The 20600-nt window shown below is 61.0% G+C and carries 17 protein-coding genes; 8 read left to right on the plus strand and 9 right to left on the minus strand.

The features are described from left to right. Positions 1–10: 10 nt before the first annotated feature. Both CPH89_RS23980 and CPH89_RS23985 read left to right on the plus strand, forming a co-directional pair. A complete protein-coding gene (locus CPH89_RS23980) occupies positions 11–1498 on the plus strand; it encodes an NAD-dependent succinate-semialdehyde dehydrogenase (protein WP_053256280.1) in 1488 nt (495 codons plus the stop codon). Beyond that, positions 1495–2577 (plus strand): tartrate dehydrogenase, encoded by a 1083-nt coding sequence (locus CPH89_RS23985; RefSeq protein ID WP_053256279.1) that lies wholly within the window; start codon positions 1495–1497, stop codon positions 2575–2577. The genes CPH89_RS23980 and CPH89_RS23985 overlap by 4 nt, the downstream gene beginning before the upstream one ends. 39 nt (positions 2578–2616) lie before the next feature. On the opposite strand, the gene CPH89_RS23990 is transcribed toward CPH89_RS23985, so the two are convergent. Beyond that, positions 2617–3543 (minus strand): 2-hydroxyacid dehydrogenase, encoded by a 927-nt coding sequence (locus CPH89_RS23990; protein ID WP_053256278.1) that lies wholly within the window; start codon positions 3541–3543, stop codon positions 2617–2619. A gap of 193 nt (positions 3544–3736) precedes the next feature. Between CPH89_RS23990 and gabT the strand changes: the two genes are divergently transcribed. The 3 genes from gabT (at position 3737) to CPH89_RS24005 (ending at position 6276) form a co-directional block, all read left to right on the plus strand. Further along, complete coding sequence (gene gabT / locus CPH89_RS23995; protein ID WP_053256277.1) at positions 3737–5029, plus strand: 4-aminobutyrate--2-oxoglutarate transaminase; 1293 nt, start codon at positions 3737–3739, stop codon at positions 5027–5029. Positions 5030–5097: 68 nt separating this feature from the next. Further along, positions 5098–5742, plus strand: a complete 645-nt coding sequence (locus tag CPH89_RS24000; protein WP_053256276.1) for an HAD family hydrolase — start codon at positions 5098–5100, stop codon at positions 5740–5742. A gap of 45 nt (positions 5743–5787) precedes the next feature. Further along, entirely contained in the window at positions 5788–6276 is a 489-nt protein-coding gene (locus CPH89_RS24005) for an Lrp/AsnC family transcriptional regulator (protein WP_003174918.1), read from the plus strand. Between the two features lie 219 nt (positions 6277–6495). Here the strand turns inward: CPH89_RS24005 and CPH89_RS24010 are convergent, their stop codons facing one another. After that, positions 6496–7746, minus strand: a complete 1251-nt coding sequence (locus CPH89_RS24010; protein WP_034108883.1) for a ribonucleotide-diphosphate reductase subunit beta — start codon at positions 7744–7746, stop codon at positions 6496–6498. 323 nt (positions 7747–8069) lie between these two features. On the opposite strand from CPH89_RS24010, the gene fae reads away from it, so the two are divergent. Genes fae through CPH89_RS24025 form a run of 3 tightly spaced genes read left to right on the plus strand, consistent with a single transcriptional unit; the run spans position 8070 to position 11057 of the window. Continuing rightward, on the plus strand, positions 8070–8582 hold the full coding sequence (gene fae, locus CPH89_RS24015) for a formaldehyde-activating enzyme (RefSeq protein ID WP_053256275.1): 513 nt from the start codon (positions 8070–8072) through the stop codon (positions 8580–8582). A gap of 10 nt (positions 8583–8592) precedes the next feature. Beyond that, positions 8593–9627 (plus strand): aldo/keto reductase, encoded by a 1035-nt coding sequence (locus tag CPH89_RS24020; protein WP_053256274.1) that lies wholly within the window; start codon positions 8593–8595, stop codon positions 9625–9627. Beyond that, a complete protein-coding gene (locus tag CPH89_RS24025; protein WP_053256273.1) occupies positions 9624–11057 on the plus strand; it encodes an NAD-dependent succinate-semialdehyde dehydrogenase in 1434 nt (477 codons plus the stop codon). Before CPH89_RS24020 ends, CPH89_RS24025 begins: the two co-directional genes overlap by 4 nt. A gap of 600 nt (positions 11058–11657) precedes the next feature. Here CPH89_RS24025 and CPH89_RS24035 read toward each other — a convergent pair. The 7 genes from CPH89_RS24035 to CPH89_RS24065 form a co-directional block, all read right to left on the minus strand. Further along, a complete protein-coding gene (locus CPH89_RS24035) occupies positions 11658–12533 on the minus strand; it encodes a LysR substrate-binding domain-containing protein (RefSeq protein ID WP_053256272.1) in 876 nt (291 codons plus the stop codon). A 136-nt stretch (positions 12534–12669) separates the two neighbouring features. Further along, positions 12670–13839 carry a hypothetical protein gene (locus CPH89_RS24040; RefSeq protein WP_053256271.1) on the minus strand — a complete coding sequence of 390 codons (1170 nt, stop codon included), beginning with the start codon at positions 13837–13839 and terminating at the stop codon, positions 12670–12672. Between the two features lie 85 nt (positions 13840–13924). Beyond that, positions 13925–15562: a dipeptide ABC transporter ATP-binding protein gene (locus CPH89_RS24045; RefSeq protein ID WP_053256270.1), complete on the minus strand. Its 1638-nt coding sequence runs from the start codon at positions 15560–15562 to the stop codon at positions 13925–13927. Between the two features lie 2 nt (positions 15563–15564). Beyond that, positions 15565–16401: an ABC transporter permease gene (locus CPH89_RS24050; protein WP_053256269.1), complete on the minus strand. Its 837-nt coding sequence runs from the start codon at positions 16399–16401 to the stop codon at positions 15565–15567. After that, positions 16398–17351, minus strand: a complete 954-nt coding sequence (locus tag CPH89_RS24055; protein ID WP_053256268.1) for an ABC transporter permease — start codon at positions 17349–17351, stop codon at positions 16398–16400. Before CPH89_RS24055 ends, CPH89_RS24050 begins: the two co-directional genes overlap by 4 nt. A 65-nt stretch (positions 17352–17416) precedes the next feature. After that, the gene (locus CPH89_RS24060) at positions 17417–19051 is read right to left on the minus strand and encodes an ABC transporter substrate-binding protein (RefSeq protein ID WP_053256267.1); all 1635 of its coding nucleotides are present in this window, start codon (positions 19049–19051) and stop codon (positions 17417–17419) included. A gap of 293 nt (positions 19052–19344) precedes the next feature. Next, positions 19345–20571: a M24 family metallopeptidase gene (locus CPH89_RS24065; protein WP_053256266.1), complete on the minus strand. Its 1227-nt coding sequence runs from the start codon at positions 20569–20571 to the stop codon at positions 19345–19347. Between the last annotated feature and the right edge of the window lie 29 nt (positions 20572–20600).

The following is a 20600-nucleotide window of genomic DNA, read 5'->3' on the forward strand; positions in this document are numbered from 1 at the left end:
GGACTCGACCATGCTCAAGAATCGTTTGAAAGACCCCAGCCTTCTGGCAGAACTCGCCTATGTGAACGGGCAGTGGATTGGCGCCGACAATGCCGCGACCCTGGACGTCATCGACCCGGCCAGCGGCCAATTGCTCGCCCGGGTCCCGGCCATGCAGGGCGCGGAAACCCGCCGGGCCGTCGAGGCTGCCGACAAGGCCTGGCCCGCCTGGCGCGCACGCCCGGCGGCCGAACGTGCCGTGTTGCTGGAGCGCTGGTACCAAGCCATGATCGACAACCTCGACGACCTGGCGCTGATCATGACCTGTGAGCAGGGCAAACCGCTGAACGAAGCCCAGGGTGAAATCCGCTATGGTGCCGGCTTCGTCAAATGGTTCGCCGAAGAGGCACGGCGGGTCTACGGCGAAACCATGCCGGCCCCCAGCGGCGACCGTCGCTTGCTGACCCTCAAGCAACCGGTGGGCGTCTGCGCGGCGATCACACCGTGGAATTTTCCGAACGCAATGATCACCCGCAAGTGCGCGCCAGCCCTGGCTGCCGGTTGCCCGATCATCGTCAAACCGTCCGACCTCACCCCTTTGTCGGCATTGGCCCTGGCGGTGTTGGCCGAGCGCGTCGGCATCCCGGCCGGTGTGTTCAACGTCTTGACCGGAATGCCTGCTGGCATTGGCGAAGAGCTGACCAGCAACCCGACGGTACGCAAGATTTCCTTTACCGGTTCAACTGCCGTCGGCCGCCTGTTGATGCGCCAGAGTGCCGAACACATCAAGCGCCTGAGCCTGGAATTGGGCGGCAATGCCCCGTTCATTGTGTTTGACGATGCGGACCTGGAGCAGGCCGTGGCCGGTATTATGCTCAGCAAGTTCCGCAACGCCGGCCAAACTTGTGTCTGTGCCAACCGGGTTCTCGTGCAAAACGGCATTTACGAACGCTTTGCTCAACGGCTGGTTGAAGAGGTGGGCAAGCTCAAGTTGGGCAATGGTCTCGACACTGGCGTCACCATCGGCCCGCTGATCAACCTGGCAGCCGTCAACAAAGTCACTCGGCACATCAATGATGCGCTGAGCCAGGGCGCACAGTTGCTTTGCGGCGGGATTCCCGAGGGCAGCAGCCTATTCGTCCAGCCCACAGTCCTTGGCGACACCCACGCCAGCATGTTGTTGGCCAACGAAGAAACCTTTGGCCCGGTCGCGCCGTTGATGCGGTTCACCGATGAAGCCGAAGCCCTGGCGCTGGCCAACGCTACACCTTACGGCTTGGGCGCTTACTATTTCACTCAGGACCTTCGCCGGTCATGGCGGTTCGGTGAGGCACTGGAGTTCGGCATGGTCGGGCTCAACACCGGCATCATTTCCATGGAAGTCGCGCCGTTCGGCGGCATCAAGCAGTCAGGCCTGGGCCGAGAAGGCAGCAAGTACGGCCTGGATGAATACCTTGAAGTCAAAGCCTTCCACATCGGCGGGCTGTCATTCACAGACAGCGGGAGCCACGTTAGATGAGCAAGGTATTCAGAATTGCCGCGATTGCCGGCGATGGTATTGGCAAGGAAGTCCTGCCGGAAGGCTTGCGGGTGCTGGAGCAGGCCGCGAAGACATGGCAGCTGGATTTAAGCATCGAAGTGCTCGATTGGGCGCACTGCGATTACTACTTGGAACACGGTCAGATGATGCCCGACGACTGGTTCGAACAGCTCAAGGGTTTCGACGCGATCTATTTCGGCGCCGTGGGCTGGCCGGACAAAGTGCCGGACCACATTTCCCTTTGGGGCTCATTGCTCAAGTTCCGCCGCGACTTCGACCAGTACGTGAATATCCGCCCGGTTCGGCTGTTTCCAGGCGTACCGTGCCCATTGGCCGGGCGCAAACCGGGAGACATCGATTTTGTGGTGATCCGCGAGAACACCGAAGGTGAGTACTCCTCGGTTGGCGGCAAAATGTTCGAAGGCACCGAGCATGAGTTCGTGCTGCAAGAGTCGGTGTTCACCCGTCGCGGGGTGGACCGGATTCTGAAGTTCGCTTTCGACCTGGCACAGACCCGGCCGCGCAAACGGCTGACCGCAGCGACCAAATCCAACGGGATTTCCATCAGCATGCCGTACTGGGACGAGCGCACGGCGTTGATGGCCACGAAGTACCCAGAGGTGACTTGGGACAAGCAGCACATCGACATCCTGTGCGCACGGTTTGTGCTGCAGCCGGACCGGTTTGATGTGGTGGTGGCATCGAACCTGTTTGGCGACATTCTTTCCGACCTGGGGCCAGCCTGTGCCGGCACCATCGGAATCGCGCCTTCGGCCAATCTCGATCCGCAGCGGCGGTTTCCGTCGTTGTTTGAGCCCGTGCATGGCTCGGCACCGGATATCTACGGGCAGAACATTGCCAACCCGATTGCGATGATCTGGTCCGGCGCGCTGATGCTGGACTTCCTGGGTAACGGGGATGAACGTTATCGCGCGGCACACGACGGGATTCTGCAGGCGATCGAAGAGGTGATTGGGCAGGGGCCGATTACCCCGGACCTGGGCGGGAAGGGCTCGACTCAGGATGTGGGGCTGGCGATTGCGGCGAAGCTGCGCTAAGTACCCACAAACCGGCGATGCCCTGCATTGCCGGGTCCCTTAATACCCTTGGCGCCGATCTACCTCACCCAGCATCGGCTCGCCGCGCTGGTGGCGCCGGATATTTTCCAACAACACCCCAAAAGCCGTTTGTGGTTGGGTCATCGCTGCAATATGCGGTGTCAGTGCGATCTGCGGGTGGCCCCAAAAAGGATGATCTGCCGGTGCCGGCTCTTGCTGCAGCACATCCAGCACCGCGCCGCTGAGCTGCCCGCTGGCCAGCGCCTCAAGCAAGTCGTTTTCCACCAGGTGCCCGCCACGGCCCATGTTGATCAGGGCCGCGCCCCGTGGCAGTTGGGCGAATAACTGCGCGTCGAGAATGCCTTGGGTCTGTTCCGTCAGCGGCAGCACGCACAGCAGAATATCGCACTGGCTGAGGAAGGCGGACAGTTGCTGTTCACCGGCGTAGCAGTCCACGCCTGGCACTTTGTGGGCACTACGGGCCCAGCCAGACAAGGCAAAACCGAGCGGCTTGAGGGTGGCCAGAATTTGCTGCGCCTGGGTGCCCAGCCCCATCACGCCGACACGCCGGCTCACCGCGGGTTGCAGTAAATGCGCCTGCCAGCAGCGTGCTGTCTGCTGCTGGCGGTAAAGCAGCATATCCCGGTGCAGGCTGAGCACGGCCCAACTGGCGTACTCGCACATGCCTTGGGTGATGCCCGGGTCCAGCAGGCGCACCACCGGCAGGTGCGCCGGTAAGCGGTCGAGGTCCAGTTGATCGACCCCGGCCGACAGGGCAAACAACACTTTTAGATTGGGCAACAGCTGTTCGAGATCATCCGGGGCCTGCCAGGCGGCCAGGTATTCGATCTCATCAGGGGCGCCGATCTCTGGCCAGGCGCGCCACTGAATATCCGCTGCGTGTTCGGCAAACAGTGCCTGCCAGTGTTGGCCGCGCACCGGGTCAGCTTTGTAGAGCAAGGCCATGGGCATTTCCTGTCGGGTAAAGAGAGTGTTCATCATCGCTCAAGCCCGGCGCAGGATCTGTTGAAAGGAAGGGGCAAAACAGTCGATCCGAATTTCTCACGGGGCAAGTTCGGCTTAGTTGGTTTCGTACACGTCGTAACCTGAACACCATCGCAACCACCTTCCGGTTGCCGGACTCACGATGGGAAATGCCATGAATAGCAAAGTCGACGAAACCCCTCATTTGCTCCGCCAGCGCGATCAATTCGTGCCTCGTGGGCTGGTCACTGCTCACCCCTTGGTGATCGATCACGCCCAAGGTGCCGAGTTGTGGGATGTGGACGGCAAGCGCTACCTGGATTTCGTCGGCGGCATCGGCGTGCTGAACATCGGCCACAACCACCCGAAAGTGGTCGCGGCAGTGCAGGCGCAACTGCAGAAAGTCTCCCACGCCTGTTTCCAGGTGGTCGCCTACACACCTTATCTGGACCTGGCCCAGCGCCTGTGCGAAATGATCGGTGGCAAGGAGGCCTATAAAGCGGCGTTTTTCACTTCTGGGGCCGAGGCCGTGGAAAACGCAGTGAAGATTGCGCGTGCCCACACCAACCGTTCGGCTGTGATTGCCTTTCGTGGCGGTTTCCATGGGCGCACCTTGCTCGGTACGACGCTGACGGGGATGAGCCAGCCGTACAAACAGAATTTCGGGCCGTTCGCACCGGAGGTGTTCCATACACCCTATCCGAATGCCTATCGCGGCGTTACCAGTGACATGGCCCTCGCGGCACTCGACGAGTTGCTCGCCACCCAGGTGGCACCAGAGCGGGTCGCGGCGATCATTATTGAACCGGTGCAGGGCGACGGTGGTTTCCTGTCGGCGCCGGTGGCGTTCCTCAAAGGGCTGCGCGCGTTGACCGAAAAACACGGCATTGTGCTGATCCTCGATGAAATCCAGACTGGTTTCGGCCGCACGGGCAAGTGGTTCGGCTTCCAGCATGCTGGCATCCAGCCCGACCTGGTGACTGTGGCCAAGAGCCTGGCCGGCGGCTTGCCGTTGTCGGGTGTGGTCGGCAAGGCCGCGATCATGGACGCGCCGTTGCCCGGTGGCCTGGGCGGTACCTATGGCGGTAACGCCTTGTCTTGTGCGGCGGCTCTGGCGGTGATCGATGCCTTCGAGGAAGAACACTTGCTGGCGCGCGCTGAAACGCTGGGCGAGCGTTTGCGTCAGGGTTTGCTGAGCTTGCGCAGCCGTCATCCGCAAATCGGTGACGTGCGTGGCACCGGGTTCATGCTGGCCATCGAGCTGATCAAGAACGACGAGGCGCGCACACCAGACGCTGACCTCAATCAGCGGCTGATTGATGAAGCGCGCAAAGGTGGTTTGCTGGTGATCAAGTGCGGCGTGTACCGCAACGTATTGCGCTTCCTGGCGCCCCTGGTCACCACCGAGGCTCAGGTCGACGAAGCCTTGCAGATTCTTCAGGGCGCTTTGGCACGGGTCTTGAACTGAGCCAGTACCCGCGCGAGCCGTTATGGAGCACGAGTGAATAAAATGCATCATTGGAGGCTTGACCCACCATGGGGCTGACAACGTATCGAGCGTTGCTGATTGATTGCGACGAAGTGCTGGTGGACCGGGATTCGGGCGTCTGGACGGCCTTGCAGCCGTTGCTCGACAGCCGTGGCGGCCAGCCGCAAAAAGAACAGGTGTTGGCCGAATACAATACGGTGGTGGCGGCGCTCTACCCACGCTTTGCTGAGCTAGGCTTCAGTGGTGTGCTGTGCTTTGCCCATCGCCAACTTGCGGCGGGCTGGGGCTTGCAGGCCAGTTGGGAGGAGGGCATGAGTTTTGCGCGTTCAGCCGGCAACTGGTCACTTTTCGAGGACGCGCCAGGCGCTATGCTGTACCTGCGCAAGTTCTACCGGTTGCTGGTACGCGGCGACCGCGATGCGGAAGATCGCGCCCTGTTATGTGAGCGCCTGGGAATCGCGCTGGAGGATTTCATCTCCCTGGCCGAAGACCCTGAATGGCTTAATCACCCAGCGCTGCAAGCAGAGCCTGTGCTGCATGTGACGCGAGCGTCTGTCGGCGCAGTCGGGGGGGCGGACCGCTGTTTGATTGGCCGTCAGCGTGCCAGACAGCCCACGCCGTGTGCGGCGGATTACTGCATCAACAGCATGGCGGATCTGGTGGCTCAGCATCAGCTGTCTTTACGGCGCTGATTTTGCTAGAAGATTGTCTTACAAATGGCAGTCAAGAGGTACGCAATGGAAGGACTAGTGAAACTGGACCGGATTGACATCAGCATTCTGGTCGAGCTGCAAAAGGACGGCCGGATGACCAACGTCAGCCTCGCCGATGCCGTTGGCTTATCGGCCAGTCCCTGCCTTCAACGCGTCAAGCGGCTGGAGTCGGCCGGGTATATTTCCAGCTACAAGGCACACTTGAACCTGGCAAAGATTACCGATTCGGTCACGGTATTTACCGAGATCACCCTCAGCGATCACAAGCGGGAAGACTTCGCCAAGTTCGAGTCCAACATTCGTCTGGTGGATGAAGTGCTCGAATGCCATTTGATCAGCGGTGGCTACGATTACCTGGTGCGCTTCATGACGCGCAGCATTCAGCATTATCAGGAAGTGGTCGAAAGCCTGCTGGACAAGAACATCGGCATTTCCAAGTACTTCAGCTACATCGTCATCAAGTCGCCCGTGCTTAAAGACGGCGTCCCTCTGCGCAAACTGCTGCGGCACTGAGACACACCCACCGCATAACGCACCCGGAGCTGCCTGCAAAGAGGCCGTCCGGGTGGTCTTGTCTCGGCAATACCTTGGTGTTGCACGCTCATGCATGGGCGCCGCTAAACGCCTCGTTTCGACGAGAGGCTCGGTTTAGAAACGCCCTATTTCGAGCACCCGCAGTCAGCTCATGGGTACGCGCGTCAATGGGTTGTGACAACTGCGGATCCGCATTGATCAGTCCCAGCTTAATGCACCGCCGGTCTGGTACTCAATCACACGGGTCTCAAAGAAATTCTTCTCTTTCTTCAAGTCCATAATCTCGCTCATCCACGGGAACGGGTTAGTCGTGCCTGGGTACTCTTCCTTCAACCCAATCTGCGACAGGCGACGATTCGCGATGAACTTCAAATAGTCCTCCATCATCGCCGCATTCATACCCAACACGCCGCGCGGCATGGTGTCGCGTGCGTACTCGATCTCCAGCTGCGTCCCTTGCAGGATCATCTGGGTCGCTTCTTCCTTCATCTCGGCATCCCACAAGTGTGGGTTTTCGATTTTGATCTGGTTGATCACGTCGATACCGAAGTTCAGGTGCATCGACTCGTCGCGCAGGATGTACTGGAACTGCTCGGCGACACCGGTCATTTTGTTGCGGCGGCCCATGGACAGGATCTGGGTGAAGCCGCAGTAGAAGAAAATGCCTTCGAGGACGCAGTAGTAGGCGACCAGGTTGCGCAGCAGTTCTTTGTCGGTTTCGACGGTGCCGGTTTCGAACTTCGGATCGGAGATCGAACGGGTGTACTTCAGGCCCCACGCGGCTTTTTTAGCCACCGATGGGATCTCGTGGTACATGTTGAAGATCTCGCCTTCATCCATGGCCAGCGATTCGATGCAGTACTGGTAGGCGTGGGTGTGGATCGCTTCTTCGAAGGCCTGGCGCAGGATGTACTGGCGGCACTCCGGGTTGGTGATCAGGCGGTACACGGCCAGCACCAGGTTGTTCGCGACCAGGGAGTCGGCGGTGGAGAAGAAGCCGAGGTTGCGCATGACGATGCGGCGTTCGTCGTCGGTGAGGCCTTCGGGGTTTTTCCACAGCGCGATGTCGGCGGTCATGTTGACCTCTTGCGGCATCCAGTGGTTGGCGCACCCGTCGAGGTACTTCTGCCAGGCCCAGTCGTACTTGAAGGGCACGAGTTGGTTGAGGTCGGCGCGGCAGTTGATCATGCGCTTTTCGTCAACGGCGACGCGGGCGGCGGAGCCTTCGAGCTCAGCGAGGCCTTCGGCGACGTCGAGTTTGTCCAGGGCGGCCTTGGCGCGCACGATGGCGGCGGAGTCGTTGGCTGTCACGTTGCGCGCTTCCAGGGCGGCAGCGGCGCCGGCACCGTCGAGACGGTCCATGTTCGCTTCGCTGGCATGGCCGGCGTTGGCGCCTTTGATCACCGCTGCACCGGTGTCTTCGTTGTCGACTTCGTCCCAACTCAGCATTGAAATACTCCTTCCTGGTCTGTTCTGACGGCGTTTGAGGCCGTCCAAAAATAGGCGATTTGCAGGCTACTCGGCATTGAAATACTGCGCGTAGTGTGGTCGGTAATTACCGATGCTGCACACTATGTAGTGGTCTGTTCTGTTTGTGGGCACACTATATGGTGTGTGATACAGCAGGTCAACGGCGCAAACGGGCATCGATCGTCGCAGGGGCCATGAGCAAAACTCACAGCCCTATGACTTTTAATGGTTACGGCCGCCTCAACGGCCAGTGCTAAAACTCGCCAACAAGCTCCCCATAACAACAACGAGCGTTTGCGAAAATGAAAGCACTTGATCTGTACATCGGCGAAGGCTTCGAAGGCCCAGGCGTCAATGCTGCCCACATCAATATCCTGATCGGCCCACGCAATGGTCCTGCCGGCCAAGCGTTTGCCAACAGCCTCGCCTCTCCAAGCCAGGGCCATTGCCCGTTCATGGTGATTGCCCAGCCGAACATCCCGGTCAAACCCATGACTCTCTACGTCAACAAGGCCGCCATCGACAGTGACCTGCACGGTAATGCCACCTGGGGCGCGTCCCAGGCCGGGATCGCCAAGGCGGTGCTCGAAGCCTTGCTCGACGGTACGTTGCCGCCGGAAGCCGAAGACGAGTGGGCCATCGTTACCGCCAACTGGGTCAACCCGGCCTGCGATGACCTGGACGCCGTCTACCTGAATAACTACAACGCCTGCCGCACCGCGATCCGTGCCGCCTTGACCGGCACACCGTACACCGCGCAGTTGGCCGACGTGGTCAACCACATCAGCAACCCTTTCTACACGCCCAAGGCCTGAGGAGACTGCCATGCACTACATCCGTTTGGGCAACTCCGGCCTGCAAGTCTCGCGCCTGTGCCTGGGCACCATGAACATGGGCACCCCGGATTGGAAACCGTGGATCTTTGATGAGAAGCAAAGCGAGCCGATCGTCGCGCATGCTCTGGACAACGGCGTCAACTTCATCGACCTGGCTGACTTTTATTCGGCGGGCGTCGGTGAAGAAGTGGTTGGGCGCATCCTCAAGCGCGTGGCACGGCGTGAAGACATTGTGGTCACCACCAAAGTCGGTTACGGCACCCGCCATGGCATCAACGCCAGCGGCCACTCGCGCAAGCACATCCTGGACAGCATCGACGCGTCCCTCAGCCGGCTGGGCATGGATTACGTCGACGTGTTCATGTTGCATTACTTCGATGTGAACACGCCGGTCGAAGAAACCATGGCTGCGATGAACGACATTGTGCGTGCCGGCAAGGCGCGTTATATCGGCGTATCGACCATGCTCACCGGCCAGTTGGCCAAGATCCTCATGGCCTGCGAGCGCAATGGCTGGGTCAAGCCGATCAATATGCAGCTGCAATTGAACTGCGCCTACCGTGAAGAAGAGCGCGAGATGATCCCGTTCTGCCGCGACCAGGGCCTGGGTGTCTCGGTGTTCAGCCCGCTGGCCCGTGGCTTGCTCACCGGCGAAGTGCAGTCGACCCGCAACCAGACCGACTTCTTCACCCAGCAGATGTACAGCGACCAGGCGTCGTTCGACATTGCCCATTCGGTGCAACGCGTGGCACGCGCCCGCGGTGTATCGAATGCGCAGATCGCCCAGGCCTGGGTCGCCAATCATCCCGGTGTCGATGTGATGCTGGTAGGCGCCGACACCACCGCGCAATTTGACAGCGCACTCGCGGCCCTCGACACCCAGCTGGATGCCGAAGAGTTGCACGAACTGGAACGCAACTACACCCCGTGCGATGTGATCAACGACTACACCGCCGGCAAGCGCATCCTGCGCGAGGCCCGCCCAGGCCTGGACCGTTTCAACCTGATTGAGGCCGTGGCATGAACCCGCTGATCCGTACTGGCAACTACATAGATGGCCAATGGTCCAGCGGTGGACCGACCTACCCGGTGCTCAACCCGGCCAATGGCGCCTTGATTGCAGACGTCCAGCGCGCCGGCGCGCAAGCCACCGACCTGGCCATCCATGCCGCCAACCGGGCTTTGCCGGCCTGGCGCAAGCTCACCGCCAAGGAGCGCAGCCAGCGCCTCAAGCGCTGGAGCGACCTGATGCTCAGCCACCAGAAGGACCTGGCCCAACTGCTGAGCCTGGAACAGGGCAAACCCTTGGCCGAAGCGATGGGCGAAGTGGTCTATGCCGCGAGTTTTCTGGAGTGGTTCGGCGAAGAAGCCAAGCGCGCCTATGGCGACGTGATCCCGAGCCACAAAGCGGATGCACGCATCATCGTGACCAAGGAAGCGATTGGTGTGGTGGCGGCCATCACCCCGTGGAACTTCCCGCTGGCAATGGTCACCCGCAAAGTCGGTCCGGCGCTCGCGGCCGGTTGCACCATGATCCTTAAACCCTCGGAAGAAACCCCGCTGTCGGCATTTGCCCTCGCGGTGCTGGCTGAGCAGGCGGGCATTCCGGCGGGTGTGTTCAACATCGTCTCCGGTGACGCCGTGGCCATTGGCGGTGCCCTGCAAGCCTCCAGTGTGGTGCGCAAACTGTCATTCACCGGCTCCACCCGCACCGGCAAGCTGCTGATGCGCCAGGCCGCCGACACGTTGAAAAAAGTCTCGCTGGAACTGGGCGGCAACGCGCCATTCATTGTGTTCGACGATGCCGACCTGGAGGCCGCCGTCAAAGGTGCCATGGCGTCCAAGTTCCGCAACACCGGGCAGACCTGTGTGTGCGTCAACCGCTTCTTTATCCAGGACGGGGTGTACGAGGCCTTCACCGGCAAACTGGCAGAGGCGGTCAGCGCGATGCGCGTGGGCAGCGCGTTGGACGGCGAAACCGAACAAGGCCCGCTGATCAACGCGGCGGCACTGGCCAAGGTTGAAGCCCATGTCGGCGATGCGCTGGAGAAGGGCGCCAAACTGCTGTGCGGTGGTCGCCGCCATGCGTTGGGCGGCACTTTCTTCGAACCCACTGTCCTCACTGAAGCCCATGGCGATATGTTGATCGCCCAGGAAGAAACCTTTGGCCCGGTGGCGGCGTGCTTCCGTTTCAAGGATGAGGCCGAGGTGCTGCAGCGCGCCAATGACACGCCGTTTGGGTTGTCTGCGTACTTCTACAGTCGTGATATCGGCCGGGTGTGGCGCATGGCTGAGGGCCTGGAGGCCGGCATGGTGGGTATCAACGAAGGGATTATCTCTACTGAAGTCGCGCCGTTTGGCGGTATCAAGGAGTCCGGGCTGGGTCGTGAAGGTTCCAGGTATGGGCTGGATGATTATCTGGAGATCAAATACTTGTTGATGGGGGGCTTGTAAGACAACGTCGCTCTAAGATGGGCGCTGGCTTGGCTGCGATAGCGGGGTGTTGGGGGTGTCGGGGGTGTTGGGGTGTTGGTGTGCATATCCGTTGCTGCGGTAACGGCGGCTTAGGGTTCCGCCCTTACGGCGGGTCACTTTTTTACAAACGCCTAAAAAAGTAACCAAAAAACGCTTTGCCCCACCACTCGGTGCCTCGCCTGGGCTCGGCATGCCCGCACTCCGGCTTGAATCCGTGGGCCGCCGCAATGGGCCATCCCTGGCCCAGTGCGGCTAACCCGGCGTCCTGCCGGGTTACCCACGGATTCAAGCCTGCGTTCGGCCATCGTGGTTAACGGGGCCTGTCAGATCAAGATCAACAGCAGATCAAAAGCAGAGCACGGCGGCCTGAAAGCCGACCTGAGTGGTAGAAGCAACAGCCAGGGCAAGGTCCGGATCAAGAGCTGCTTTTTTGTGGGAGCTGGCTTGTCGGACCGCCGAACCGCTGCGATGCAGACACCTCGGGTACATCAGGCATAAGCAGTAGATGCCATTGCAGGCAGGCCAGCTTCCATGGAGCCCGTAGCCGCCATTACCCAAACAATGGCTATGTAGTCGCTCTCAAGGGTTACTCACGCGGTTCAACCACTCGGTAAACAATCGGACCTTGGATAAGCCTTGCTTGTCCGCTGCCACGTCCAGCCAATAACCATACGGGCCGATCACTTCCACCGCTGTGATGGGCAATAAACTGCCATTCGCCAGTTCGCGCTCGATCATTTGCCGGTCTATCACGGCCAGGCCGCCGCCCGCCAGGGCGGTGTGTATGACTTGGTCCAGGGTGCTAAATTCCAGGCCCTGGCTCGCATCGATGTCGTCTCGGCCCATGGCAGCCAGCCAGTTTTCCCAGACCTTCAAGCGCTTGCCGTCGTGCAGGATGTGTAGCAATGGGAATCGCTGCAGGTTGGGCGGTTGGCCGTCGCTGAACAGCTCCGGGCTGGCCACGGCGATGTGGCGTTCCATCACCAGCAATTCGCTGCGGCAATGCGGGTCTGATTCCCGGCCGAAGCGAATTCGGCAGTCGATCTCTGCCAGGCTGTCATGGCTGTTCTGGTGCGTGACGCTGAGGTTGATAGCCGGATAGCGCTCGCAAAAGCGTCGTAAGTGCGCCGACAGCCAGCGCGTGGCCCAGGTCGGCGGCGCGACGATGCGCAGGCGCTGGCGCAGGTTGGGTACGCGCACGGCTTGCAGGGCGCGCTCGATATGGTCGAAGGCGTCGCTCAGGTGCGGGGAGAGGGCGAAGCCGGCTTCGGTCAGGGACAGGCCTTGGGGCGTGCGGATGAAGAGGGCGACGCCGAGGTAGTCTTCCAATTGTTTGATCTGGCGGCTGACGGCGCCTTGGGTGACGTTAAGGCCCACGGCAGCCTGGCTGAAGCTGCGGTGGCGGGCGACTTCTTCGAAGATGCGCAGCATGTTGAGAGCGGGCAGTTGGCGCATGAAAGGACTTCCACACTGGTTGTTTTTATAGTGCCTGTAGCGGCCTCTTCGCGAGCAAGCCCGCTCCCACAGTTGGAATGCATTCCTAATGTGGGAGCGGGCTTGCTCGCGAAGGCTTCAGTGGTATCGCCTCCGATTAGAAGTAGTACCCAATGTTCATATACAGCTGATTCTCCCACTGGTTACTGCCACCCGCGCCCAAACTTTCGGTGTAGCTGCTGCCGCCGATATACGGATCGTTCTTGCCAATCAACCACTCTGTCGCGACCCACAACTTGCTCACCGAAAACGACGTGCCGAGGATCACCCGCTGCGAGGTCTTGAACTGACTTTCGGATTTATCAAACGCACTGTAGTTGGCATACAGCTTTACGCCGCTGACCTGGTCAAACAGGTATTTGCCGCCCACGTCGTAGCTCAAATCCGCCACGTACAAGTTGCCTCGGCTGGCCACGTTGAACGTCCCGTCATAACCGCCCAGGGTGACGACGCTATTGGTGCCCGGGTTGCGCGGTGACATTTGCTGGCGCGCCGCCTGCAATTGCACGCCCCATGGCCCGTTCTTGCCCAGGTAGTGGATTGCCACCGCATTGCGGCGGCCGTCGTCGTTGGTGTCTTTGTTTTCCAGCGTGGAGGTCAGGCCGGAAAGCCCGACTTCGGATTTCCAGTTGCCCAGCTCCAGGGCCTTGGCCACCCGCACCACCACGGTGTTGCGCTCCTGGTTGTTGCTGCCGTCGCCCACGTAGCTGTCGGCTTCGGAGATCACGCTGGAGTAGGTCACGCCCTTGCTGGTGCCTTTGCCTTGCCACGCCGGGCGCAGGTAGTAGCCGGCCTGGATATTCCAGTCGCCGCTTTGCTGGATGTATTTGGCGCCGACCTGTTGCACGTCTTCCAGGCCGATGACGTTGCCCAGGGTCTCGTAGAAGGTGCTGCCAAAGTAAGGCTGCAAACCAAACGGCACCGTGTTCAAGCCCACTTGCACCTGCTGGTTCGGGTTGAATTTGTAGCCGACCCAGGCGAACTTGGCGAACTGGATATCGCCGTAGTTCTTGGTGTACTGGTACGGGTAGGAACGCCCGTAGAACCGGTACTGCGCCTCGCCGATCCAAGTGTCGGAGTTGTACTTGGCGCTGAGGAAGGCCGTGTCGAGGCCGAACTTCTGGATGTCGCGATCCGGGTCATAATCCCAGCGTGCACGCACGGCGCCGCCGAGGTCGAGGTTGTCGGTGACCTGATAAGCCATGGCCGGTGCCGCAAGGGCGCCGAGCACAGGGACCAGGGCGATGTAACGTAGGGTTGGTCGCATGGTTTTGCTCTCATTATTGGTTATTTTTTGGCAACAGCAGCCCGTTGCCGCAGCGAACGCTGCGACGCAGGGAAAGGGTGACAACTCAGTGCGCTGCGGGGCGGATCAATCTCAACGGGGGGCCGGCAGCCGGTAGTTGCGTCGCGCCCGGCGCAGCGGCCAGCAGGGCCTGGGTGTAGCTGTTTTGTGGCCTGAGCAGTACCTGTTCGGCGGTGCCGTATTCCACCACTTCACCCTGGCGCATCACGGCGATGTGGTCGCTGATCTGCGCCGCCACACGCAGGTCGTGAGTGATGAACAGGATGCTCAGGTTCAACTGCTGTTGCAGGTCGGCGAGCAGCTCCAGCACCTGTTTTTGCACCGACACATCCAGCGCCGAGACACTTTCATCGGCGATCAACACTTCCGGGCGCATGGCCAGCGCACGGGCGATGCCAATGCGCTGGCGCTGGCCACCGGAGAACTGTCGCGGTTTGCGCTTGAGGGCGTCACGCTTGAGGCCGACCTGTTCGAGCAAATCACCGGCCTCGGCCCAGGCATCCTTGGCCGACAACCCACGCAATTGTGCGGCGCGGGCGATGATGTCACCGACGCGGTGCCGTGGGTTGAGCGAGCCGTAGGGATCCTGGAAGATCATCTGGATACGCCGCCGATTGGCCGCCAGGGCCGAGCCGCGCAAGGCCAGAAAATCTGTGTCGCCGACCCACACATGCCCGCTGTCGCTGTCGACCAGGCGAATGGCCGCTTTAACCAGGGTGCTTTTACCCGAGCCGGACTCGCCGACAATCGCCAGTGTTTTACCGCGTGGCAGGTTCAGCGACACGTTGCGCAGCGCCGCCACCGAGCTGCCGCCGACGGTGTAGGTCTTGGTCAGGTGTTCGATGCGCAACGCCAACTCGCCATCCGCGCTCGGCGTGTGCAATTCCGGGTGCAGTGCCGGTACTGCCGCGATCAGCTTGCGGGTGTAGGCATGCGCCGGGGCATTCAGCACTTGGTCGCGCTCACCGATTTCCACCAGGCGGCCGCCTTCCATGACGGCAATGCGGTCGGCAATGTGCGCCACCACGCCGAAGTCGTGGGTGATGAACAAAATGCCGTGCTGGCCACGCCCACGCAGCTCGCGCACCAGTTTCAAGACCTGGGCCTGGGTGGTCACGTCGAGGGCCGTGGTGGGCTCGTCGGCGATTAACAAATCGGGGTTCATCGCTAGCGCCATGGCGATCACCACGCGCTGGCATTGGCCGCCGGACAGTTGATGGGGAAAGCTGTTGGCAATACGTGGCGGGTCGGGCAACTGGGTGGATTCAAGCAGCGCGAGCATGCGTTCGCGACGGTCGCGCTGGGGCATTTGCGGGGCATGGATAGCGAAAATTTCTTCGACTTGCTTGCCGATCCGGATCGCCGGGTTCAGCGCCGCCATAGGCTCCTGGAAAATCATCGCAATGCGGTTGCCGCGCAGTTCGCGCAGGCGTTTTTCGTCCAGGCGGCAGATGTCGTCACCGAGAAAGTCGATCACCCCACCGGCATGCCGCAGGCCTTTGGCGTAATCGCCCATGATCGCCGCCGACAGCACCGACTTACCCGAGCCGGATTCACCGATTACGCAAAGAATTTCGCCCTTGCGTACCTCCAGGTTGATGCCTTGCACGGCGTGGCTGCGGTCGGCGCCGGCGGGCAGTTCGATCGACAGGTTTTGCACCCGTAATACTGGTTGTGGGTTCATGCTCAATTCCTTGCGCCTTGTTGGGCGTTTTCATCCAGGCCGTCCGCCAGCAGGCTCAAGCCCAGCATCAGGGTGGAAATGGCAATGCATGGGAAGATCACCAGGTGCGGGAAGGCGATGGCCATGGCGCGGCCATCGTTGATCATGCCGCCCCAGTCGGGGGTCGGTGGCGGCAGGCCAAGGCCGAGAAAGCCCAAGGCGCCGATCATGATCGCGGTGTAGCCGATGCGCAGGCAGAAATCGACAATCAGCGGGCCGCCGCAGTTGGGCAGGATTTCCACCAGCATGATCCGCAGCGAACCTTCGCCCTGAGTGATGGCGCTGAGGACGTAGTCCCGCGAGCGGATGTCGATGGTCAGCGCGCGCATGATGCGGAAAATCGCCGGGGCGCTGGTGAAGGTCACCGCAATCAGGATATTCAGCGCCGATGCGCCGAGGGCAATGATAATCACGATGTACAACACCAGCACCGGGAACGACAGCACCGTGTCGGCCACATACGACAGCACGGCATCGACCCAGCCGTTGAAGTAACCGGCGCACAGGCCCATGGCAATGCCCACGGCGAACGCAGTGAGCGTGGCCAGGATCGACCAGAACAGCACGGTGCGGGTGCCCCAGATCAGCCGCGAGAGAATGTCGCGCCCGATCATGTCGGTACCCAGCAGGAAGCGCTGGCCATTATCGCCGCTGGTCAATGGGGTCAGCAGTGGGGTAAAGCTTTCCAGCGGATCATGGGGCGCCAGCCACGGCGCAAAGAGCGCGATCACGACCCAGCCGCCCACCAGCAGCAGGCCGAGCAAGGCCAAGGGATGTTTGAAGGCGTGCAGGCGATTCATTGGGCACCTCCGCCGAGGCTGCGCAGGGTGATGCGCGGGTTGAGCCAGGTATAAGCCAGGTCTGAGAAAATCTTGGTGATGCCCACCACGACGGCACTGACCATGGCGCAGGCTTCGATCAGGTACACGTCGTGGTTCAGGGACGCGGTGTACAGCAACGAGCCGAAGCCCTTGTAGGCAAAGAACACCTCGACCACGATCACGTTGGACAGCAGCCACGGGATGTACAGCATGATCACCGTGATCGGCGCGATCAGCACATTGCGCAGGGCATGGCGCACGACGATGCGTGCGGTGGAGGCGCCTTTGAGTCGTGCTGTGCGGATATACGGCGACTGCATCACTTCGACCATTGACGCGCGGGTGATTCGCGCCAGGTAGCCGATGCCGAACAAGCACAACACCATCAGTGGCAATACCAGCTCTATCGCACTGAAACCGTCGCTCATGCTGCTGACACCCGGCAGCCAGTTGAGCCAGAACACAAAGATTGCCGAGACGAACACCGCACTGGCGAAATCGGGAATCGACGTGGTGACAATCGACAGGAATGACACCAGGCGGTCGAGCGCGGAGCCCTGGCGGATGCCGGCGAGAATGCCCAGGGTCAATGCCACGGGCACCATCACCAGCAAGGCCAGCCCGGCGAGGGTCAGGGTTTGTGCCAGGTTGGGCAGCAGCAGCTTGATCACCGACTCACGAAAGTACACCGAGGTGCCCCAGTCGCCGCTGACAAAGTCCTTGAGCCACACCAGGTAGCGCCACACAAACGGTTGGTTGTAGCCATGTTCCACCAGCCACGCCGCCCGCTGATCTGCGGCGGAGTAGGGGCCAAGGACGTTGATGGCCACGTCCTCGATGTTCAGTTCCAGGGCCAGGAACACGATCAATGACACCGACAGCAGGGTCGCCACCAGCGCCAGTAACTTGCGCAATAGAAAATGAGCCATGAGTGCATGCTCCGACGAATATTGGGATGCCTGCCCGCGCACGGGCAGGGAGTTCGCGCCTTAGTTCAGGCGCTCAGCCACACGCTGCCCATCGGGTAGAAGTCGGAAGGGTGCACCTGGAAGCCCTGGACCTTTTTGCTCACGGCGGTGAACTTGTCGCCCCAGAACGGCTGCACGATCACGCAGGCGTCCTGCAGGATCTGCTCGACGCTTTGCATGGCCACGGCGCGTTGCTTGGGGTCGATGATGCCCATGGCTTTGTCCAGTGCGGCATCGAAGGCCGGGTCGCTGTAGTGGCTTTCATTCCAGGCGCCGCCGCCGCGGTAGGCCAACTCCAGGGACATCACGCCCAGTGGGCGATGGGCCCAGTACGTGAGGCTGAACGCCGCCTTGTCCCAGATCGGCCAGTATTGGGCGGCCGGCACCACTTTGAGGTTGATGCGAATCCCGGCTTCCAGGCAGTTCTGTTGCAGGATCTGCGCACAGTCCTGTTCATAGCGGCCCTGGGTGTTGCCGACGATCAGGTCGATGTCGATGCCATTCGGGAAGCCGGCTTCGGCCAGCAGCTTCTTGGCCATCGCCACGTCGCGGTTGCGTTTGGGCAGTGGGAAGTATTCGGGGTGGGAGGGCGCCACATGGTGGTCTTCGCCCAAGGTGCCCATGCCGCGGTAGGCGATCTTGAGCATCTGCGCGTTATCGGCACACAACACCACGGCCTTGCGGACACGCAGGTCGGTGAACGGCTTTTGATCGCAGGCCATGCGCATCACCACGGTTTGCGCGGATTTGCAGGTGAGCAATTGCGCGCCGGGCAGGCGCTTGGCGAGGTCCAGCTCGGCCACGGTCACGCGGTACAGCACGTCCACTTGCCCGGCTTGCAAGGCCGCGAGGTGAGTGGACACGTCGGTGCCCATGTCGATGTAGCGCAGTTCGTCGAGGTTGGCGGGCTTACCCCAGTAATCGGCGCGCTTGGCGAACGTCGCCTGTTTGTTCACCGCAAACGCGACCAGCTTGAACGGCCCGGTGGCCAGCGGGTTTTTCGCCCAGTCATCACCGGCTTTGAAGCTGCGGTGCACGATGGCGCAGGTGAACGCGTTGAGCATTTCCGGGATCGCCAACATCGGCCGCTTGAGCTGCAGGCGGAACTGGTAGTCGCTGACTTTTTCAAAGGCCTTGATGTCCTGGAAGGCGGTGCGGTTGACCGACTTGGAGTCAGCGGCAATCCAGCGCTCGATGTTGTGCTGCACGTCGTCGACGTTGAAGCTGTCGCCGTTGCTCCACTTCACATCCTGGCGCAGGTTGAAGGTCCAGGTGGTGAGGTCGTCGGAGGGGCTCCAGCTTTCGGCGAGGTAGGGGTGAGTGATGTTATCGGCGTCGACCCAGGTCAGGTATTCCAGCGAGTTGCGCAGCAGGTTCGAGGCTTCGATCCAGGTGATCAGCATCGGGTCCTGGATTTCCTGAATCGCACAGGCAAAGCGCAGGCTGCCGCCTTGGCGGGCGGGTGTGGCGTCGGCGGCCTGGGCGTCGTTGCCGAGCAAGGCCGAGCCGATAAAGCTACTGGCGCTGGCCACGGTAATGCCCAGCAGGGCGGTGGTGCGCAGGAATTGGCGGCGGTTGATCTCGCCACGTTGGACTTGGGAACACAGGTCATTTACGGCTGGATGCGGCGCGGCGCCGTCCAGGGTAGTCAACTCTTTCATAAGCCTCTCCGGTACTTGCGAATATGCGTTTTTGTTGAACCGCAAGGGTCAATGGCAAGCGCCGCCAAGGCGCAGCACGGACCGCTGTGAAACCGGCAGGAGAACAAGGCGCAACGAAGTCAGGAGGTGGGCATTGGGACAGGACATAGGGCAACTCTCATGTTGTTTTTATTAGAGATGCCCGCAGTTTTGTCATTTGCGCAAAGATCGACAAACGACAAATTCTGCGATGTAACGTTCTATAAATGCATGTTACTGGTCCTGCCCAGGCCCACCTGTCGCGCTAGACGCGTTCAGCGCGGCAACAGGCGTGGGTCGAACGGATAATCGGAGAGCAACTCGATGCCGTGTTCGTGGATGTAGATCTGTTCTTCGAGCTTCACGCCTTCGCCGCCGTCGTCGTGGCCGATGTAGCTTTCCACACAGATGGTCATGCCGGCCTCGAACACACCGTCGTAACCCAGCGCGTCAATGTCTTCGCGGTGCACCACGTAAGGGTACTCGCCGGTCATGCCAACCCCGTGCACCAGGGCGAAGTAGCGGTTGTTTTTGTAATGCTCGGGAATCTTCCAGGCCATCTCGGCGTATTCCTTGAAGCTGCGTCCGGCCTTGAGCATTTCCACGTTGGTTTGCACTTGCTCATAGGCGAGTTTGTACAACTCTTGCTGCTTGGCGGTGGCGGCCTGGTCGCCGCACAGGAAGGTCCGCGAAAAGTCCGCGTAGTAGCCGAAGCGGCCGACCACGTCGGTATCCAGTGCCACCAGATCACCGGCTTCGATCGGCCGCGTGCTGCATTCCTGGAACCAGGGGTTGGTGCGTGGCCCGGAGGAGAGCAGGCGGGTCTCGACGTAGTCGCCGTCGGTGGCGATCACATGCTGGTGCAGGTGCGACCACAACTGGTTCTCGGTGATGCCGGGTGTCAGCTTGCTTTCCATCAACCGCACTCCGGCCTCCGTCGCACGCAGGCTGGCGCGGATCATCTTCAGCTCGTTGGGCACCTTGATGCAGCGCGCACGCTCCAACGGTTCCTGGGCGTCAAACACCTGGTAGCCGAGCTTTTGCAATTCGAAGGCCGCCGCCGAGGTGGCGCTTTCAATCGCGATGCGTTTACCGCCACCGCACTTGCGCACCAACTCGTCAATTTCGGCGGCCCAGTCGGCGGTGACGTTGCCGAGAAAACTTTCACAGAAGTAATAGGAGATCGCCTTGGCCGGGCGCACTTCATCCACGGTATTGAGGGTTTCGGCCAGGTGCAGGCAGCCACCGAACTCGAAGATCACCACCGGGCCTTCCGCCGGGATAAAAGCATAGCGCGCCGGGTTACGCGCTGAGTACACCTGCATATTGCGTGAGCCGGTGGCGTAGCGCATGTGGGTCGGGTCGAACAGCACACAGGCGGCGTAGTCGCGTTTTTTCAGTTCGTTGCGCACCCGTTGCAGGCGGTCCAGCTGGATCTGCTGGATTTCGTCATAGGTGGGCTCACAGTCGGTGGGGTTGCGGTTCGGGCCAGACAGACTCATGGAGTGTTCCTCGCAGGGCAAATACGGTT

This window comes from Pseudomonas fluorescens, from assembly GCF_900215245.1.
In the GTDB taxonomy this organism is placed as follows: domain Bacteria; phylum Pseudomonadota; class Gammaproteobacteria; order Pseudomonadales; family Pseudomonadaceae; genus Aquipseudomonas; species Aquipseudomonas fluorescens.

Excerpts from the sequence above, each read along its gene's own strand:
- CPH89_RS23980 (WP_053256280.1), top strand. The coding sequence starts at position 11 with ATGCTCAAGAATCGTTTGAAAGACCCCAGCCTTCTGGCAGAACTCGCC.
- CPH89_RS23985 (WP_053256279.1), top strand. The coding sequence starts at position 1,495 with ATGAGCAAGGTATTCAGAATTGCCGCGATTGCCGGCGATGGTATTGGC.
- CPH89_RS23990 (WP_053256278.1), bottom strand. The coding sequence starts at position 3,543 with ATGGCCTTGCTCTACAAAGCTGACCCGGTGCGCGGCCAACACTGGCAG.
- gabT (WP_053256277.1), top strand. The coding sequence starts at position 3,737 with ATGAATAGCAAAGTCGACGAAACCCCTCATTTGCTCCGCCAGCGCGAT.
- CPH89_RS24000 (WP_053256276.1), top strand. The coding sequence starts at position 5,098 with ATGGGGCTGACAACGTATCGAGCGTTGCTGATTGATTGCGACGAAGTG.
- CPH89_RS24005 (WP_003174918.1), top strand. The coding sequence starts at position 5,788 with ATGGAAGGACTAGTGAAACTGGACCGGATTGACATCAGCATTCTGGTC.
- CPH89_RS24010 (WP_034108883.1), bottom strand. The coding sequence starts at position 7,746 with ATGCTGAGTTGGGACGAAGTCGACAACGAAGACACCGGTGCAGCGGTG.
- fae (WP_053256275.1), top strand. The coding sequence starts at position 8,070 with ATGAAAGCACTTGATCTGTACATCGGCGAAGGCTTCGAAGGCCCAGGC.
- CPH89_RS24020 (WP_053256274.1), top strand. The coding sequence starts at position 8,593 with ATGCACTACATCCGTTTGGGCAACTCCGGCCTGCAAGTCTCGCGCCTG.
- CPH89_RS24025 (WP_053256273.1), top strand. The coding sequence starts at position 9,624 with ATGAACCCGCTGATCCGTACTGGCAACTACATAGATGGCCAATGGTCC.
- CPH89_RS24035 (WP_053256272.1), bottom strand. The coding sequence starts at position 12,533 with ATGCGCCAACTGCCCGCTCTCAACATGCTGCGCATCTTCGAAGAAGTC.
- CPH89_RS24040 (WP_053256271.1), bottom strand. The coding sequence starts at position 13,839 with ATGCGACCAACCCTACGTTACATCGCCCTGGTCCCTGTGCTCGGCGCC.
- CPH89_RS24045 (WP_053256270.1), bottom strand. The coding sequence starts at position 15,562 with ATGAACCCACAACCAGTATTACGGGTGCAAAACCTGTCGATCGAACTG.
- CPH89_RS24050 (WP_053256269.1), bottom strand. The coding sequence starts at position 16,401 with ATGAATCGCCTGCACGCCTTCAAACATCCCTTGGCCTTGCTCGGCCTG.
- CPH89_RS24055 (WP_053256268.1), bottom strand. The coding sequence starts at position 17,351 with ATGGCTCATTTTCTATTGCGCAAGTTACTGGCGCTGGTGGCGACCCTG.
- CPH89_RS24060 (WP_053256267.1), bottom strand. The coding sequence starts at position 19,051 with ATGAAAGAGTTGACTACCCTGGACGGCGCCGCGCCGCATCCAGCCGTA.
- CPH89_RS24065 (WP_053256266.1), bottom strand. The coding sequence starts at position 20,571 with ATGAGTCTGTCTGGCCCGAACCGCAACCCCACCGACTGTGAGCCCACC.